We start from the raw sequence: 15,686 nt of genomic DNA on the forward strand, positions 1-15,686 counted from the left end.
CAACAACAAAGGATTACCTTGCTAGTCTGAATAATTTTGTTAAAAATCCTTTGACGCCGCCATTCCCTTCTCCCGTTGCGGGGATGTCGAGGAACGACTCGGCGATCCGTCCAAGTGCGAGCGCCGCTTCGCTAGTCGGGAAAGCGACCAAAAACGGCACTTGTTTCTTCACTGCTTTGGAAACATGGACATCGTCGGGGATGTAACCGAGCGACGGCAGCTCCGAATCGAGGAACCGACTTGCCACGAGGCTGATCTTCTGTGCCGTGTCCTTCCCTTCTCTCGCATCGGAAGCCCGATTGACGATCAGCTTGAAATTCGCGTCGATCCCCATCGACTTAACCATCTTGATCAAGGCATACGCATCGGTGATGGATGTCGGCTCAGGCGTCGTCACGACGATCGTCTCTTGCGCGGCCGAGATGAATCGGACCGTTTCCTTGGACAGTCCCGCGCCGGTGTCGAATAAGATCACGTCATATTCGCCGTGCAGCTTCTCGACTTCGGTTGCGAAACGGTCCACTTGCTCGGAAGATAGCTCCAGGAGATCCCTGAAACCGGAACCTCCCGCGATATAATGAATGCCCTCCGTGCCAAGCTGGATAATATCCCAAATCGTTTTCTCTTGTTTCAGCAGATGATAGAGGCTGTAGGACGACGAGGTACCCATCAACACGTCGATATTGGCCATTCCGATATCGGCGTCGAATACGAGCACTTTCTTGCCCAGCCGCCGTAGTGCAAGCGCGAAGTTCAAGCTGAAGTTCGACTTGCCGACGCCCCCCTTGCCGCTCGTCACCGTCAGAATTCGCGTATCCGTCCGGCTTTTCCCTTGCTGCTTGACCAAATACCGCAGAGCTTCCGCCTGATCATTCATGGGCAGGCTCTCCTAACAGGATGCGAACATAGGTTTTGCAATCGAATATTGCGATGTCATCCGGAACGTTCTGTCCGCTAGCCAAGTAGGTCGGCAGTAGTTCTACATTCATGACGAGATTAAAAATCGCGCCGTAAACGGATGTTTCATCGAGCTTGGTGAACAGTACTTTCGATACGCCGAACTTCTTGAACCGCTCCGCGATGGCGACCATGTCGGCCGTCTTGCCGGTTAGGCTGACGACCAGGATCGTTTCGTTAGGCTCGTTCGCTTGCAGCAGGCTGTTCACTTCGGATACATGAAGCTCGCTCCTAAAATTGCGACCCGCGGTATCCATTAGGATAATGTCCCGTTCTCCGAGCGCATGGTGCGCTTTCGGCAAATCCATCGGCGAGAAAACCACTTCGAGCGGCACATTCAAAATATTGGCGTACGTTCGCAGCTGATCGACCGCGGCGATTCGGTATGTGTCCGATGTGATGAATCCAACCCGGCGTCCTTGCTTGATCGTGTATTCGGCGGCGAGCTTCGCGATCGTAGTCGTTTTGCCAACCCCCGTCGGGCCTACGAAATGCAACACCTTCGCATCGGCTCGAATGCCCGAGAAGCAATATGGCAGCATCCACTCTTCAAGCTGCGAAGCCGCTCTGCGCCACGTCTCCGCGTGGTCCAAGGAGATGCCCTCGGCCTGCTCAAGTTCCTTCATCGTGTCCAAAAGCCTGTCGATCCAAGCCGGGTCGATCTCTTGCAGCGACATTCGTTCCTTAAGCGCTAGAAGCGGTTCGGATAACGTTTGCAGTTCCTGCTGCCCTTTCGTAAGCTTCACCATGTACTCCCGCAAATCGCGGATTTCATTGATGATGAACTGTTCTTTCTCGAGCCTCCGGTTTTCGTCCGCCGCTGGCGCAGTCGGCCGAAGCTGAGCGGGTTCAACGGGTTGAGCCTGCGTAGCGGCCGATGCTTGATATGCCATCTGCATGCCCCTGTTTGTCGGCAGAATCGCCGGAGGCGGTTCCATCGTGGCCGTGGCCGTGGCTGAACCCGATCTTTGGGCGGTTTGCAGGATTTGTTCCACCATCGCGGACACCTCCGGCTGCGAACGGCGCTGCGACGGTTCGCTCGGCTTCGCTCCGCCGGACTCCACGGCGGCGATCACTTCCATCTTCTTCTTGCGGAACATGCCCATAAAGCCGCCAACCTTGACTTCCTTCGTGTCCAGGATAACCGCGTCGCTGCCGAGATCCGTCCGGATCATCGACACCGCTTCGGGCAAAGCGCTGACGATATACCGTTTCACCCTCATAGATTCACCACTCCTACGCTCTGGACTTCAATGTTGGGCTCAAGCTCGCTATAGGACAACACCGGCACTTCCTGCATCGTGCGTTCGATGATTTGTCTCAAGTACATGCGAATCGTCGGTGATGCAAGCACGATCGGCTGTTGCCCCGATTGGATTTGCCTGCTGACATGCTCGCCGATCTTTTGATAGATTTGCTGCGTCGAGATCGGGTCAAGCGCGATGTAGCTTCCTTGGTCGGTCTGCTGCACAGACTCCGCGATTTTTTTCTCGAGCTGAGGTCCGACGGTAATGACGCGAAGCGTATCCCCGCCCGGCGAAAACTGCTGCGTAATTTGACGCGACAACGATTGCCGGACGTATTCCGTCAGAATATCGGGGTCCTTCGTGTACGCGCCGTGATCCGCAAGCGATTCGAAAATCGTGACGAGATCGCGGATCGATACCTTTTCTTTGAGCAGCTTGGCAAGCACTTTCTGAACATCGCCAACCGTCAGAATAGAAGGAATCAACTCATCGACCAGGGCAGGATACGATTCCTTGACGTTCTCGACGAGCATCTTCGCTTCTTGGCGACCGATTAGCTCATGGGCATGGCGTTTAATGATTTCCGTAAGATGGGTCGCGACGACCGATGGCGGGTCAACGACCGTATAGCCGGAGAGCTCCGCTCTCTCTTTCATCGCTTCGTCGATCCAGATCGCCGGCAATCCGAACGCGGGCTCCGTCGTCTCGATGCCGATGACGGAATCGTCTTCGAAGCCAGGGCTCATCGCCAAGTAATGATTCAGCAGCAAGTCGCCTCTTGCAACGGTGTTTCCCTTAATCTTGATGACGTATTCGTTGGGCTTTAACTGAATATTGTCCCGGATGCGGATCACCGGAACGACGAGTCCAAGCTCGAGCGCGCATTGCCTTCGAATCATGATAATCCGGTCGAGCAGGTCCCCGCCCTGCTGCGTATCCGCAAGCGGAATGAGACCGTAGCCGAATTCGAATTCGATCGGATCGACCTGCAAGAGACTGATGACGCTCTCCGGGCTCCGAACTTCCTCGATTTGCTGTTCTTCCACGAGCAGCTCCTCTTGCTCTTGTTGCTTGTTGAGCCGCTTCTGCATCAGGTAGGCGCCGATCGCTAAAATGATCGCATACGGCCAGGTGCTCAGAATGCCGATCGGCGTCAAGCCGAGTACGGCGATCGTACCTGCCGCGATATAGAGCATCTTCGGATAACGAAGCAGCTGCCCGGTTATGTCATCCGACAGGTTGCCTTCGGATGCCGCTCTCGTAACAATCAGGCCGGCTGCGGTCGAGATGAGCAAGGCCGGGATTTGAGCGACGAGTCCGTCGCCGATCGTTAAGATCGAGAACGTCTCGAGCGATTCTCCGAAGCTCATGTCGTGCATGGCCATACCGACGATAAAGCCGCCGATCAGGTTGATGATCAGGATAATAATCGTAGCGATGGCATCGCCCTTCACGAACTTGCTGGCGCCGTCCATCGCGCCGTAGAAATCCGCTTCCTTCTCGATCTTGGAGCGGCGTTCGCGAGCCTGCTGTTCATTGATAAGACCGGAGTTCAGGTCCGCGTCGATGCTCATCTGCTTGCCCGGCATCGCGTCTAGCGTGAATCTCGCGGCAACTTCGGCTACCCGCTCGGAGCCTTTCGTAATGACGATGAATTGAACGACGACAAGAATGAGGAAGACGATAAACCCGATAGCCACTTCCCCGCCGCCTACCCAGCTGCCGAAGGTCGCGATAACCTCGCCGGCTTCCGCATGCTGCAGGATGCTTCGAGTCGTCGATACGCTTAGCGCAAGACGGAATAACGTAGTGATGAGCAGAATCGCCGGGAAAATCGAGAAGTCCAGCGCTTCCTTCGTATTCATCGCGACCAACAAAATCATGAGCGCGATCGATATATTCAAGATCAGCAATAAGTCGATTAGGAAGATCGGGATCGGGATAATCATCATGAGCACGATTCCGATAATACCAAGTATGATGAATAAATCCTTTGCTTTCATGATGCTGCCTCCTCCCGCCGCGTGCCGTTTACTTGACTCGGCCTTTCAATTTATAGACATACGCCAGCACTTCCGCCACGGCTTGGAACAGATCTCCCGGAATGACATCTCCGATTTCTGCCCGGTCGTACAGCGCTCTTGCCAGCGGCTTGTTTTCCATCGTTATGACGCCGTGTTCCTTGGCGATTTCTTTGATTCTTAGTGCGACATGATCCATCCCCTTCGCGAGAATCGTCGGCGCTTCCATCTTGGATGCGTCGTATTTGAGCGCAATGGCAAAGTGGGTCGGGTTCGTAATGATGACATCAGCTTTCGGCACATCCTGCATCATGCGCTGCAGAGCCATTTTGCGCTGTCGTTCACGAATGCGCCCCTTGATAAGAGGATCACCTTCCGTTTTCTTGTATTCGTCTTTGATGTCCTGCTTTGACATTTTGATGCTCTTCTCGTGTTCGTACTTCTGATACATAAAGTCGAGAAACGCGAGTACGACGAGTACAGCGCCGATCTCGATGCCTAGCCGAAGCGTTAGCCCCGCCGTGAAAGTGAAGATCGACTCGAGCGGCTGCATTGATAAGGTAAGCAGTCTGTCCCATTCTTGGGAGATTGCCGAAAATACCAAAATTCCGATAATGCAAACTTTCAGAATGCTTTTCAAAAATTCGACCATGCTTCGCATGGAAAAAATCCGTTTGAATCCTTCAATCGGGTTCAGTTTGTTTAACTGCATTTTGAGCGGCTCGCCTGTTAATAGGAAGCCGAACTGCGCAATGTTCCCTACCACGCCGATCACCATGACGATCGCGAAGATCGGCAGCAGGAACAGCAAGGATTGCCACACGAGATTCAAGAACAGGTCCATCACGTTCTCTGTCGTCAGCTCCATCGTCAGCCAGTCTTGAAACAAACTGCCGAACAGAGCAACGATCTTGGTCTTGTAGTAACCTCCAAGCATCATGAAGGACGCCGAAACGAACAGCAGGATGAGCGCGCCGGGCAAATCCGTCGATTTGGCAACCTGGCCTTTCTTACGGGATTCATCCCGTTTCTTGGGGGTTGCCTTCTCGGTTTTTTCTTGACTGAACAGCTGCAGGTCCAGCTTCAAACGGTAGGTTCGCAAGGGCTACAGCCTCCTATTGCGCATCGGGCGGTCCTTGCACGATTCCAAGCAACTGCTCCAAGGACTGGAACATAATCGCGAACAACTTCTCGAATAACGCCGCCATTCCCGGCAGAAGCAAGATGAGAAGAATAAGGCCGACGATTATTTTGAGCGGGATGCCAATGACGAATATGTTAAATTGCGGCGCTGTTTTGGTGAGGAAACCTAAACCCAGATCGGTCAAGAACATCGCGACCACAAGGGGGGCGGACACTTGCAGCGCCAGAAGAAACGTATTGCTGAACGTACGGGTCAAAAATTCGGTCACGTTGCCGCTCATCATCCGGCTGAACATGTCGTTCGACAGCGGCAGCCATTGATAGCTGTCCATCAGCCCCGTCAGCATGTAATGGTGGCCGTTCATCATAAGGAACACGAGCAGCATCAGCATATATTTGAAGTTGCCGAGCAGCGGAGCGGATACGCCCGTATGCGGGTCGACGACGTTCGCCATGGCGAAGCCGATCTGCAAATCCATCAATGAGCCCGCCGTCTGCACGATCGAGAAAAACAAGTAAACTACGAAACCTAGCAATACGCCGATAAGAATTTCTCGAATGACGACGAGCAAGTATTGCGCATCCGTCACGATCGTCTGATCGATCCCGTAGGACAGAAATACGATAAACGAAATAAAAAATCCCAAACCGATCTTAAAAACATTCGGCACGCCTCGCGAAGAAAAGACAGGTGCAACGACGAAAAACGCAGTCATTCGACAAAAAATAAGCAAAAAAATAGGAAACCCTTGAACGATTGCACTCATCGACTCTCACAACCTAACCGATGTAATTATGAAGATTGTTCAGCAGCCGGTAAGTGAAGTCGACAACCGTATTCAGTATCCATGGACCAAAAACAATGATTGCGATAAAAACGGCCACGATCTTCGGAACGAAAGCGAGCGTCTGCTCTTGGATCTGAGTCGTCGCCTGGAATATGCTGATCAGCAAACCAACGACCAAAGCGAGAACCAGCATTGGAGCGCTGGCTTTCAGAACCGTATAGACCGCTTCGCTTGCCAAACCGATGACGAAGTCGGCACTCATGCGCGGTTCCCTCCGTGTGTCATCATGTGTTGAAGCTGAGCAGCAGCGACTTGACGATCAGGTACCACCCGTCTACTAACACGAAGAGCAGCAGCTTGAACGGCAACGATATCATGATCGGAGGCAGCATCATCATACCCATCGCCATCAACGTGCTTGCAACGATCATGTCAATAACCAGAAACGGGATAAAAATCATAAAGCCCATCTGAAATGCAGTCTTCAGTTCGCTGATGGCATAGGCCGGAATGAGTACCGTCAGAGGGATCTCCTCGTAAGACGACGGCTTCTCGGTTTGCGTGTAATTCATGAACAACAGCAAATCCTTCTCCCTTGTATGGGAGAACATAAATTTCTTCATCGGAACGGCCGCTGCTTCGAATGCTTGCGTCTGGGTCAGCTCGCCCTTCATGTAAGGCTGGAGCGCGACTTCATTCACTTGCCCGAAGGTAGGCGCCATAATGAAGAATGTTAGGAACATGGCCAAACCGATCAACACCTGGTTGGGCGGCATCTGCTGCGTGCCTAACGACGTACGCACGAAACCCAATACGATGACGATTCGGGTAAAGCTGGTCATCAGCACCATGATCGCCGGCGCTACGCTTAATACCGTAATGATGAGCAGCAGCGACAGCGCGCTGGTACCGGGCTGTTCCCCTTGACCGCCGTTATCGCCGATGTTGATCGAAATATCGGGCAGCGGCTCCGCGAATGCTTGGCTCTGAAGCAGCAATGAAAGCAGCAGAACGGCGAAGAAGGACATCCACCTCTTATTTCTCATCATCCATCAACCGTTCGTTCGTATTTTGTTTGTTCAATAGATTCTCGATCTGCTCCTTGCGACCTGCCTGCTGGCTGAGCTTGCTCTGCAGCAATTGTTGGAAGGAAGCCGATTCGTTCCAGCGTTCGTTCGCCGGCTGCTTCTCTTCTTCTTTCTTGCCGCGCCAGCGGTTGATCATGGAGGCTACATCCTTAGGCGTCCAAACGTTCTCCGTTTGTTTCTCAAGCGCCGATATTACTTGCGCGACTTGATCCGGATCGTCCATCTTGTCGAGCAGCGTGATTGTTTCCCCAACGCCTACTATGTAGATCTTGCCGGCAATCTCCACGACTTGCATGGAGCTGTTCTGCCCGAGGGCGATTCCCCCGAGCGATCGCATCGAGCGATTAGCGCCCCAAGCGCGGCTGCGATTCGACAGCCACTTGATCACGAGGACGATTAGCGTAATGACGATCGCCAGCGACACGATCACCCAGACAAGGCCGCCGAGCAAGTCGCCCGGCGCAGATCCGGGGATCGTGCTGGGAATATCGCCGTTTGCGCCGCTCTCCCCGAGCTTGGCGGCCGCTACCCCCGGCAAAACCGACAGGCCTGCCGCGGCGAGCACAGCGGAGCATGTTTGCAATTTCATAGCGCTGCCGGAGCCTTATCCCAGCGTCTTCTTAATCGCTTCGATAACGCGATCCGCTTGGAAGGGTTTGACGATGAAGTCTTTGGCGCCCGCTTGAATCGCATCGATGACCATTGCTTGTTGTCCCATGGCGGAACACATGATAACTTTGGCGTTGCCGTCCATTTTTTTGATTTCCTTAAGCGCCGAAATTCCGTCCATCTCGGGCATCGTGATGTCCATCGTGATCAGGTCCGGCTTCAATTCCTTGTACTTCTCGACCGCTTGCGCGCCGTCCTGCGCCTCTCCTACTACCTCGTAGCCATTTTTCGACAAAATATCGCGAATCATCATACGCATGAATGCAGCGTCGTCAACGATCAGAATGCGGTTTGCCATCTTCATTTCCTCCTAGGATGTTATTGTAATTTTTGAATGCGGTCCCATTGGCTGACGATATCTGTGACGCGGACGCCGAAGTTCTCATCGATGACAACAACCTCGCCTTTGGCAATCAGCTTGTTGTTGACCAGAATGTCTACCGGCTCGCCTGCTAGCTTGTCCAGCTCGATGATGGAGCCTTGAGACAGCTCGAGAATATCCTTAATTTGCTTCTGGGTTCTACCTAATTCTACAGTGACTTTCAGCGGTATGTCGAGCAATAAATTCAGATTTGTGCCGTCTTGCGGGACGAAAGGCGCATTGTTGAAATTCGCGAACTGCACGGGCTGGACATTGACGTTCCGATTGTGGCTTTGGGCATGCGCTGGAGGTCCCGGATAACCCATGTGGCCATCGTAGCTTGCTGCCGGAATCCCATATCCGGCCGGCGGATGCATAGGCTGTTGTGCCTGCGGCTGCGGCGGCGCCATCATGGCTGCCGCTGCCGTTTGCTGCATGGCGGCTTGCTGCTCCGCGGCCGCCGTCGTCCTCGCCGGTTCAGGCGCCGCTGGCGCTTCCGGAAGCTCCGTTTCACCCATAAGCGTCGATACCATCTGTTTCGCGAACGACACCGGCAGAAGCTGCATGATGGTCGAATCGATCAACTCCCCGATCGTCAGATGGAACGAGATTTTGATGAAGACGTCCACGGGAGGCAAATGCCCCATGCCGTCGCCGTTGTTGACGTCCAGAATATCGATGCCGGGAGGCGAGATGTTGACGAATCGGTTGAAGATCGTGGACATCGAAGTCGCCGAGGAGCCCATCATCTGGTTCATCGCTTCCTGAACCGCGCTGATGTGAATTTCGTTCAGCTCTCCCGCTTCCACCTGTCCTTCTCCGCCAAGCATCAGATCCGCGATGACCTGAGCGTCTTTCGTGCGGATGACCAGGGAGTTGATGCCTTCGAAGCCGTCCACATATTGCACGCTGACCGCCACATGAGGTTTAGGGAAAATATCTCCCAGCTCTTCCCTTTTCACCAGCGTGACTTGAGGCGTCGTAATGTCAACTTTTTTGCCGAGCAGCGTGGACAACGCCGTTGCGGCGCTTCCGAACGTAATATTGCCGATCTCGCCCAGCGCGTCTTGTTCGATCGAGGACAGATAATCCGACAATTGAACTTCGTTGGAAGGGGCTTGGAACTCTTCCGGTTCATTGGAGGATTGACGAAGCAACGCGTCGATTTCCTCCTGTGACAAATAATCCTTACTCATCATAATCTTCCTCCGCTCCTTCGCTTACAATTTCGTCTACCTGAACGGCCAGCCTATCCTTGACGGAGCCCGGACTGCCGATAAACTTCAGCTTGTCCCCGACTTTGATGCGCAGTCCTTCATCGACCTTCTTGCCCAGCGTCAGAACGTCGCCGACGCCAAGCGACAGGAATTCCTGGATCGTAATGGACGACTCGCCCAGCTCGGCCACGATCGGAAGCTTTGCTTTATTGACCCGCTGCTCCAGAATCTCGACTTCTTCGGGAATACGTTCCTTCTTCTGGGACACGAACCAATGATGGACGGATAACCGCGGCATGATCGGCTCGATGACGACATGGGGGATACATAGGTTGATCATACCTGTCGTATCACCGATCTTCGTGCTGAACGAGATCAGGGCGATCGTTTCGTTCGGGGACACGATCTGCATGAACTGCGGATTCGTCTCCAGCGCTTCCAGCCTTGGCGATATATCGATCACCGTCTTCCACGCTTCTTGCAAACTTTCAAACGTTCTGGCAAAAATACGTTCCATGACGGTCGTTTCTATTTCGGTCAGATTGTTGATCTTGGACGGCGCGGTGCCTTGACCTCCCAGCATACGATCGAGCATGGCGTAGGCGACGTTCGGATGAACCTCCAGCACCATCCGTCCCTCGAGCGGCTCCGCCTCGAAAATGTTCAGAATCGTCATCTTCGGTATAGAGCGGATGAATTCGTCATAGGGCAATTGTTCCACGTCTACCACATTAATTTGTACAAAGGTACGAAGCTGCGCCGAGAAATAGGTTGTCAAATATCGCGCGAAGTTTTCGTGAATGCGAGTCAAGCTCCGGATATGGTCCTTTGAAAAGCGGACGGCGCGTTTGAAATCATATACGCTTACCTTGCGGGTAATCTCTTCCTTCTTCAGATCCTCCGCGTCCATCTCTCCGGAAGACAACGCTGCTAGCAGGGCGTCTATCTCGTTCTGCGATAGTACGTCAACCAATTCTCTCACCTCCTTCGATATGGTAGTTCAAATAGCCCGATTTTGATCACGAAGTTTATCATGAAGCATATTCGACATCGAACTTTGAACTCATCCGGAACTTCCGATGCTCACGTAGCTCTGCTACGCTCCGCTTCTCAGTTCTCGGATTCGTCCAATTTTCTCGGTGCTGAAAACCGGACAATTTGAACCTTCATTTTATTACAATCTAATTCTATAACTCCGTAATGATGAAGTCCGTTATTTCCACCTTGATCAGCTTGCCTTTCGGCAGAGCCGGGTTAATGAGATTGAGCAGCTTGGATTCGAGAGCGTCTTCGCCTTGCGAGCCGTTCAATTCTTCCGCGCTCGTATCGGCGAGCGTGCGGCTGAGCATCGGTTTGATTTCGATTTCGAGCAGCTTGTCGAAGTCTTCTTTCGTCTTCTTGTCGTCAAGCTGGAACGCAAAGCTAATGATGACCACTTTCTCCGGATCCTTCAGATTGCGGCGGAAATCATTGAGTTCGGCTGTCACCTCGACACGCTCATCGGCCGAAAGCACTTCGATTTCGACCGGTTCCTTCTCGGCAGTCCCGTCAGCTGGATCGTTGAACAACGAACGGAACAAGATAATGGATACGATGGCGATTAAAGTAATGGATAACAAAATCGTTATTAACCAAGGCAACATTTTTTTCATGACGTAGGACCCTCCGTTTGATCACTCTTTTGGGCCGCCGCGACGAGGCCTATTGTTTGAAGAAACTGCTGATTTAAGAGCAGAAGCTCGGAAGATTTCTCCTTCACCACCAGCTTCTTGCCTGTCGTGAGCGTAATCACGGTATCAGCAGCCTCTTCAATCAATTCAATGAGAAGCGCGTTGATGATGACTTTGGTTCCATTCAATCGCGTTACGGTAATCATTAGCTACCCCCTTGCTATGTAGGGGAGGCCGCGAAGGCGGTCCTCCCGATTGGTTTGCCCTTAGGCTATGGATTAACGTTTCAGGTTAACGACCTCTTGCAATATTTCGTCGGAAGTCGTAATGATTCTGGAGTTAGCTTGGAAGCCGCGCTGCGCGACGATCATCTCCGTGAACTCGGCGGTCAAGTCGACGTTCGACATCTCCAGCTGTCCGGAAATGATGGCGCCCGTACCGAATTCGGGATCGTTTGCGGTCAGCAGCTCGAACTCGCCGTCCGGATTCGCGTTGACCGTCATCCGGTACAGGTTGCCACCCAGCTTCTCCAGGCCGCTCGGATTAACGACTTTCGCAACGCCGAGCTGCGCGACCTCGACTTGGCCTTCAGCCGTAACGCCGATGACGGTGCCGTCCTGGCTGATCGAGAATGCCGTGACTTCTTCGTCTAATACAATCGGAGCGCCGTCCGCGCCGAGCACGAACAAGCCGTCGGACGTTACAAGCTGCCTTGCGGCATCAAGTGTGAAGTTCCCCGCGCGGGTCAAGAGCATCTCCGCGTCTTCGCCTGCCGATACGACAAAAAATCCGTCGCCGTCGATTCGAAGATCCGTCGCTTGGTTCGTCGTCATCGCGCTGCCCGCCGTATGGATGGTATCGATCGAGCCGATCGAAACGCCAAGACCGATCTGCTTGGCGTTCACGCCGCCTCGTTCTCCTTCTTCCGGAGCAGTCACGCCGGCTACCGTCTGGCTAAGGATATCCTGGAACATGACTCGGCCTGCTTTGAAGCCTACCGTGTTCACGTTCGCGATGTTATTGCCGATAACGTCAAGCTTCGTTTGGAAGCCCCTCATGCCGGACACGCCGGAATACATCGATCTTAACATAGCCTCTATTCCTCCAATGGTTCATATAATGGCGATCCTTCCTTGCAGCCGCTTCTGTCGGTCCACGGCTCCGGCTTCCTCCGCGAGGTCCAGCCTCAATTCAATATGATCGCGCTGTCGATTTGGGTGAATACGTTGCTTTTCATTTGATTCCCGTCCAGCGCCGTTACAACGGTCCTGCTGGGCACGTTCACGATCATGGCGATGTCCCGATATACGATAAGCGAATCCTTGGCGCCCTTCGATGCCGCGTCGTCGACCGCTTTCATGATTTGGGATAACGATTCGGGCTGCAGCTTGATGCCCCGCTGCTCCATCCTCGTCTCCGCGTGATGGCTGAACTTTAATACTTTCGATTCGAGCAAGTCCCGGAATTCGGTCGAGACCGGCCTTCCTGCTTGCGACATGCTGCTTTTGTCCGACTTGTCAAGCTGAAGCGGCGTTGACTTGATCGGAAACAAATGACCGATTTTCATGCTCTCGCTCACTACGTTTCCACCTCTTCCGTCCCCTCGGCGCCTTCTTCGCTCGATTCGTCCCCAGGCTCTCCAACCTGAATCTCCGTCTCCGAAATAGATACGACGTAATCGAGCGCGACTTCCTTGTCACCCGACTTGGCGTAGAGAATGCCGTCCTTGGACAAGATGGAATCGACTTTGCCGCTCAGCGAAGTCACTTCGCCTTGTTCGTCGTATTCGTACCATTCGACGTATTTGCCGATCAGACTCGAAGCTGAACCGATGCTCTGGCGCATGAGCGCGAGTTCGTCAGCCATGTTCATCAGCTGCTCGACGGACGTGAACTGAGCCATTTGGGCGATGAAGTCCTTATCCTGCATCGGCTGCATCGGATCTTGGTTCCGAAGCTGCGTCACGAGAATGGAAAGAAATTGGTCTTTGCCGAGCACGTCGGTCTGCTTCCTGTTCGCTGCCGCCTGTACGTTCGTCTTGTCGTAATTCGGCCATACGTTGCGGGTCGACACTGCGTCTGTCAATGTCTTCACCTCCATCCCTTCCCCGTTAGCTTCACACGGCTTACCGGTCGGTTTATGCCGTTTCGTTAATCGAACGGCCGTAGCCAAGTCCCTGTATCGCCGCTTGTTCGACCATCTCCGTCTCGAATGCCGCGTCCGTCACGTTCTCATCCTGCCGGAATCCATGACGATCACCGGATTGCTGACCATTGCCATGATTCTGGCCAAAATGCTGCTGGGACATCGGAGCCGCCGAGCTGCTCTGAGATACTTCAAGCTTATCCACGTTTAATCCTTGGGCCTGCAGTGCCGATCTCAACTGCGCCATCTGATTCTCGAGCATATCCTTGGCTACCGCGTTGTCCGTCTGGAATACCGCTGTCAATAGGCCGTTCTGAACGGAAATTTTCACATCGACTTGTCCCAAATGTTCGGGGAAAAGCATAAGTTTCGCTTCGGACGCGCCGTTCAGCGTTCGGATATCGAACTTTTGAACGATTAACCCCTGCATCGTATCTGCAAAATCGTCGGCGAGCACGAATGCGCTCGGCGCCGCCGATTTCGTCAACAACGTTGCGAATTCGCGAACATTGTCCGGGCTCACGAAAGGCATTTGAACCGATTGAACGGTATCGCCGGCATGCGTCTGGGCTTCACCCTGCGTAGCGATTTCCGTGAAGAGCGCCTTAGCCTCCGCCGATGCTTGAATAAAAGCCGGATGCGTTGCTTGTTGAGTCAGTCGTTGCAGATGGGTATGCGTGTCCTTTGCGCCGGTTGGCTGTAGATTCAGCCAGGAAGGCAGACCGGGCTCCGTTTTGCCGCTCGTTGTTTCCCCCGTCTTCGCGAATCCTGACAGCTTCGCCGAGATCGCTTGGAGCTGTTGGCCGATCAGAGCAAATGAATCCTGACCTTGCACCCGCTTCAGCGGTCCCTGGAGCAAAGTCGCTTGCAATTGGAGGAGCCCGTCTTGCAGGCTGCTCTTCACGCTCGATGTGGCTTCCTGCACATTCTCTACTGAAATGCCTTGCTCAAGCTGCTGCTTCACATTCGGCTGCAATTGAACGATTGGGGCTCCTAGCAAAGCAAGTAGAGCATTTAGTCCTTCTAGCGTCGCGGTTAGCTCTTCCAGCTTTTGCTCCGTGACCGGTGCTTCGTCTTCGCTTGATTCGCCCAATTGATCGATTAAGCCATCGATAGCCGCCATTAGATCTTCTAGCGTAGGCTCCTGCGGTGCGCCCTCAGCGCCGGCAAGCGCTGCTAGCTGCGCGATAGCAGATACTAGAGCTGTCGACTGCTCCGCGGCAGCTTCGCTGCCCGTTTCGCCTGAAATTTGCTGCACGAGCGCTTGCTGGAAGTCCATTCCCGCGCCGCCGCCTTGACCTTTCGAGACCACCTGCGATACGGCTGCCATTTGTTGCGATTGAGGCGCCATCATGCCCGGTAAAATCATTTCCATCGTTTTGTTCACCTCCTTTCCTCGTTTCCGTTCTCAAGAATAGGGGTTGTTCGCCGTTTCCGGTTATGAACCGGCCATCAGCTTCGTAACGATCGTCGCGGTCGCCGCCTCGTCGCTGTTCGACATCTCCGTCAAAATGCCCGATCTAGCTTCGTTGCTGACGGAATTCAAGACGCGGATTACTTTGCTTGGACTAATATCCTTCATCTTCAGCAGCATCTCTGCCGCGCTCTTCGCGTTCATCGATTCGAAAGTCGCGCTGAGCTGATCCTGATTAAGCGTTGACGAGACAGGCGTCTCGGGCGTGTCCGATTGCTCGTCGAGCCTTGCCTGCAAAGCCGCGATTTGAAGATCCTTGACGCTTGTATTGTCCTTGAGCTTCATGGTCGCTTCCGCGGCAATCTTCGGATCCATCTTCTCCATGATGCGCACGCGGTCGTCGGAGCGCATGGAGGCGAACAGCAATACGATTTCGTCGATGTTCATGTTTTGAACGATCGGAGCCGCCTTGCTCGGCGTCATGTCCGAGAACATGCTCGCAAGCTCATCGATCTTCGCCGTGTACTGTTCCGATTCGAGCAATTGCTCCTCCGACAGCTGCTTCAGCTGCGCATTCTCGTCCTCAAGCCCTTTGACCGTCTGCTCCTGCGTGGCCGATGCCGCGTTCGCAGCGGCTAGCTCGCTTTTGACGGCCGCAAGCTCGGCTTCCAGCTCATCGATTTTTTCCGTCATCTTGATCGTGCGGATCGAATCGTCGTCCATGGAATTGCCTGTAACCTTTGGTTCCGGCAGCACGTCCTTAAGAATAGGAACGTTCCCCCCCACCTGCAAAGCCTTGTTGCGAAAGTCAGCATCGAATAGCGCCAGCAGGACGCCTAGCAGTACGATGACGAACAAGATCGGAATCATCAGGAACATAAATCTTTCGAACGCATTGTAATTTTGTTTTTCTACACCCGTATCCGCCAATTCCATTCACTCCCTCTGCCGGTGTTACGCGTTCAC

At 53.5% G+C, this 15,686-nt stretch carries 18 protein-coding genes; all 18 read right to left on the reverse strand.

Annotated elements, in window-relative coordinates; translation table 11 throughout:
* Window positions 1–13 precede the first annotated feature (13 nt).
* Complete coding sequence (locus RB620_RS07265; RefSeq protein ID WP_308093089.1) at window positions 14–877, reverse strand: MinD/ParA family protein; 864 nt, start codon at window positions 875–877, stop codon at window positions 14–16.
* Window positions 870–2,180, reverse strand: coding sequence for a flagellar biosynthesis GTPase FlhF (gene flhF, locus RB620_RS07270; RefSeq protein WP_308093091.1), 1,311 nt, complete (start codon window positions 2,178–2,180; stop codon window positions 870–872). Before flhF ends, RB620_RS07265 begins: the two co-directional genes overlap by 8 nt.
* A complete protein-coding gene (gene flhA / locus RB620_RS07275; RefSeq protein WP_308093093.1) occupies window positions 2,177–4,207 on the reverse strand; it encodes a flagellar biosynthesis protein FlhA in 2,031 nt (676 codons plus the stop codon). Before flhA ends, flhF begins: the two co-directional genes overlap by 4 nt.
* A gap of 28 nt (window positions 4,208–4,235) precedes the next feature.
* Window positions 4,236–5,327, reverse strand: a complete 1,092-nt coding sequence (gene flhB / locus RB620_RS07280) for a flagellar biosynthesis protein FlhB (RefSeq protein WP_308093095.1) — start codon at window positions 5,325–5,327, stop codon at window positions 4,236–4,238.
* A gap of 13 nt (window positions 5,328–5,340) precedes the next feature.
* Window positions 5,341–6,135 (reverse strand): flagellar biosynthetic protein FliR, encoded by a 795-nt coding sequence (fliR, locus tag RB620_RS07285; protein ID WP_308093097.1) that lies wholly within the window; start codon window positions 6,133–6,135, stop codon window positions 5,341–5,343.
* A gap of 13 nt (window positions 6,136–6,148) precedes the next feature.
* The gene (gene fliQ, locus RB620_RS07290; RefSeq protein ID WP_308093099.1) at window positions 6,149–6,418 is read right to left on the reverse strand and encodes a flagellar biosynthesis protein FliQ; all 270 of its coding nucleotides are present in this window, start codon (window positions 6,416–6,418) and stop codon (window positions 6,149–6,151) included.
* A 22-nt stretch (window positions 6,419–6,440) separates the two neighbouring features.
* Entirely contained in the window at window positions 6,441–7,184 is a 744-nt protein-coding gene (fliP, locus tag RB620_RS07295) for a flagellar type III secretion system pore protein FliP (protein WP_374121376.1), read from the reverse strand.
* 7 nt (window positions 7,185–7,191) lie between these two features.
* Window positions 7,192–7,833, reverse strand: coding sequence for a flagellar biosynthetic protein FliO (locus RB620_RS07300; RefSeq protein ID WP_308093102.1), 642 nt, complete (start codon window positions 7,831–7,833; stop codon window positions 7,192–7,194).
* Between the two features lie 15 nt (window positions 7,834–7,848).
* Entirely contained in the window at window positions 7,849–8,211 is a 363-nt protein-coding gene (locus tag RB620_RS07305; RefSeq protein ID WP_087570964.1) for a response regulator, read from the reverse strand.
* Window positions 8,212–8,231: 20 nt separating this feature from the next.
* A complete protein-coding gene (gene fliY, locus RB620_RS07310) occupies window positions 8,232–9,473 on the reverse strand; it encodes a flagellar motor switch phosphatase FliY (protein ID WP_308093104.1) in 1,242 nt (413 codons plus the stop codon).
* Window positions 9,463–10,464, reverse strand: coding sequence for a flagellar motor switch protein FliM (fliM, locus tag RB620_RS07315; protein WP_308093105.1), 1,002 nt, complete (start codon window positions 10,462–10,464; stop codon window positions 9,463–9,465). Before fliM ends, fliY begins: the two co-directional genes overlap by 11 nt.
* A 214-nt stretch (window positions 10,465–10,678) precedes the next feature.
* Window positions 10,679–11,143 carry a flagellar basal body-associated FliL family protein gene (locus tag RB620_RS07320; protein ID WP_308093108.1) on the reverse strand — a complete coding sequence of 155 codons (465 nt, stop codon included), beginning with the start codon at window positions 11,141–11,143 and terminating at the stop codon, window positions 10,679–10,681.
* Window positions 11,140–11,367: a flagellar FlbD family protein gene (locus RB620_RS07325; RefSeq protein WP_308093109.1), complete on the reverse strand. Its 228-nt coding sequence runs from the start codon at window positions 11,365–11,367 to the stop codon at window positions 11,140–11,142. Before RB620_RS07325 ends, RB620_RS07320 begins: the two co-directional genes overlap by 4 nt.
* Before the next feature lie 72 nt (window positions 11,368–11,439).
* Window positions 11,440–12,252, reverse strand: coding sequence for a flagellar basal body rod protein FlgG (gene flgG, locus RB620_RS07330; protein WP_308093111.1), 813 nt, complete (start codon window positions 12,250–12,252; stop codon window positions 11,440–11,442).
* A gap of 95 nt (window positions 12,253–12,347) precedes the next feature.
* Complete coding sequence (locus RB620_RS07335) at window positions 12,348–12,740, reverse strand: TIGR02530 family flagellar biosynthesis protein (protein WP_308093113.1); 393 nt, start codon at window positions 12,738–12,740, stop codon at window positions 12,348–12,350.
* Window positions 12,740–13,255, reverse strand: coding sequence for a flagellar hook capping FlgD N-terminal domain-containing protein (locus tag RB620_RS07340; RefSeq protein WP_374121375.1), 516 nt, complete (start codon window positions 13,253–13,255; stop codon window positions 12,740–12,742). Before RB620_RS07340 ends, RB620_RS07335 begins: the two co-directional genes overlap by 1 nt.
* 43 nt (window positions 13,256–13,298) lie before the next feature.
* Entirely contained in the window at window positions 13,299–14,681 is a 1,383-nt protein-coding gene (locus RB620_RS07345; protein WP_308093116.1) for a flagellar hook-length control protein FliK, read from the reverse strand.
* 63 nt (window positions 14,682–14,744) lie between these two features.
* The gene (locus tag RB620_RS07350; protein WP_308093118.1) at window positions 14,745–15,656 is read right to left on the reverse strand and encodes a magnesium transporter MgtE N-terminal domain-containing protein; all 912 of its coding nucleotides are present in this window, start codon (window positions 15,654–15,656) and stop codon (window positions 14,745–14,747) included.
* Window positions 15,657–15,686: the final 30 nt, after the last annotated feature.

Source organism: Paenibacillus sp. LHD-117 (assembly GCF_030929555.1).
Taxonomy (GTDB): domain Bacteria; phylum Bacillota; class Bacilli; order Paenibacillales; family Paenibacillaceae; genus Pristimantibacillus.

Coding starts and splice junctions, on each gene's coding strand:
- fliY (WP_308093104.1), bottom strand. CDS start 9,473: ATGATGAGTAAGGATTATTTGTCACAGGAGGAAATCGACGCGTTGCTT.
- RB620_RS07320 (WP_308093108.1), bottom strand. CDS start 11,143: ATGAAAAAAATGTTGCCTTGGTTAATAACGATTTTGTTATCCATTACT.
- RB620_RS07350 (WP_308093118.1), bottom strand. CDS start 15,656: ATGGAATTGGCGGATACGGGTGTAGAAAAACAAAATTACAATGCGTTC.
- RB620_RS07325 (WP_308093109.1), bottom strand. CDS start 11,367: ATGATTACCGTAACGCGATTGAATGGAACCAAAGTCATCATCAACGCG.
- fliP (WP_374121376.1), bottom strand. CDS start 7,184: ATGTCCTTCTTCGCCGTTCTGCTGCTTTCATTGCTGCTTCAGAGCCAA.
- fliR (WP_308093097.1), bottom strand. CDS start 6,135: ATGAGTGCAATCGTTCAAGGGTTTCCTATTTTTTTGCTTATTTTTTGT.
- RB620_RS07305 (WP_087570964.1), bottom strand. CDS start 8,211: ATGGCAAACCGCATTCTGATCGTTGACGACGCTGCATTCATGCGTATG.
- RB620_RS07300 (WP_308093102.1), bottom strand. CDS start 7,833: ATGAAATTGCAAACATGCTCCGCTGTGCTCGCCGCGGCAGGCCTGTCG.
- flhF (WP_308093091.1), bottom strand. CDS start 2,180: ATGAGGGTGAAACGGTATATCGTCAGCGCTTTGCCCGAAGCGGTGTCG.
- RB620_RS07265 (WP_308093089.1), bottom strand. CDS start 877: ATGAATGATCAGGCGGAAGCTCTGCGGTATTTGGTCAAGCAGCAAGGG.
- fliQ (WP_308093099.1), bottom strand. CDS start 6,418: ATGAGTGCCGACTTCGTCATCGGTTTGGCAAGCGAAGCGGTCTATACG.
- flgG (WP_308093111.1), bottom strand. CDS start 12,252: ATGTTAAGATCGATGTATTCCGGCGTGTCCGGCATGAGGGGCTTCCAA.
- RB620_RS07345 (WP_308093116.1), bottom strand. CDS start 14,681: ATGGAAATGATTTTACCGGGCATGATGGCGCCTCAATCGCAACAAATG.
- flhA (WP_308093093.1), bottom strand. CDS start 4,207: ATGAAAGCAAAGGATTTATTCATCATACTTGGTATTATCGGAATCGTG.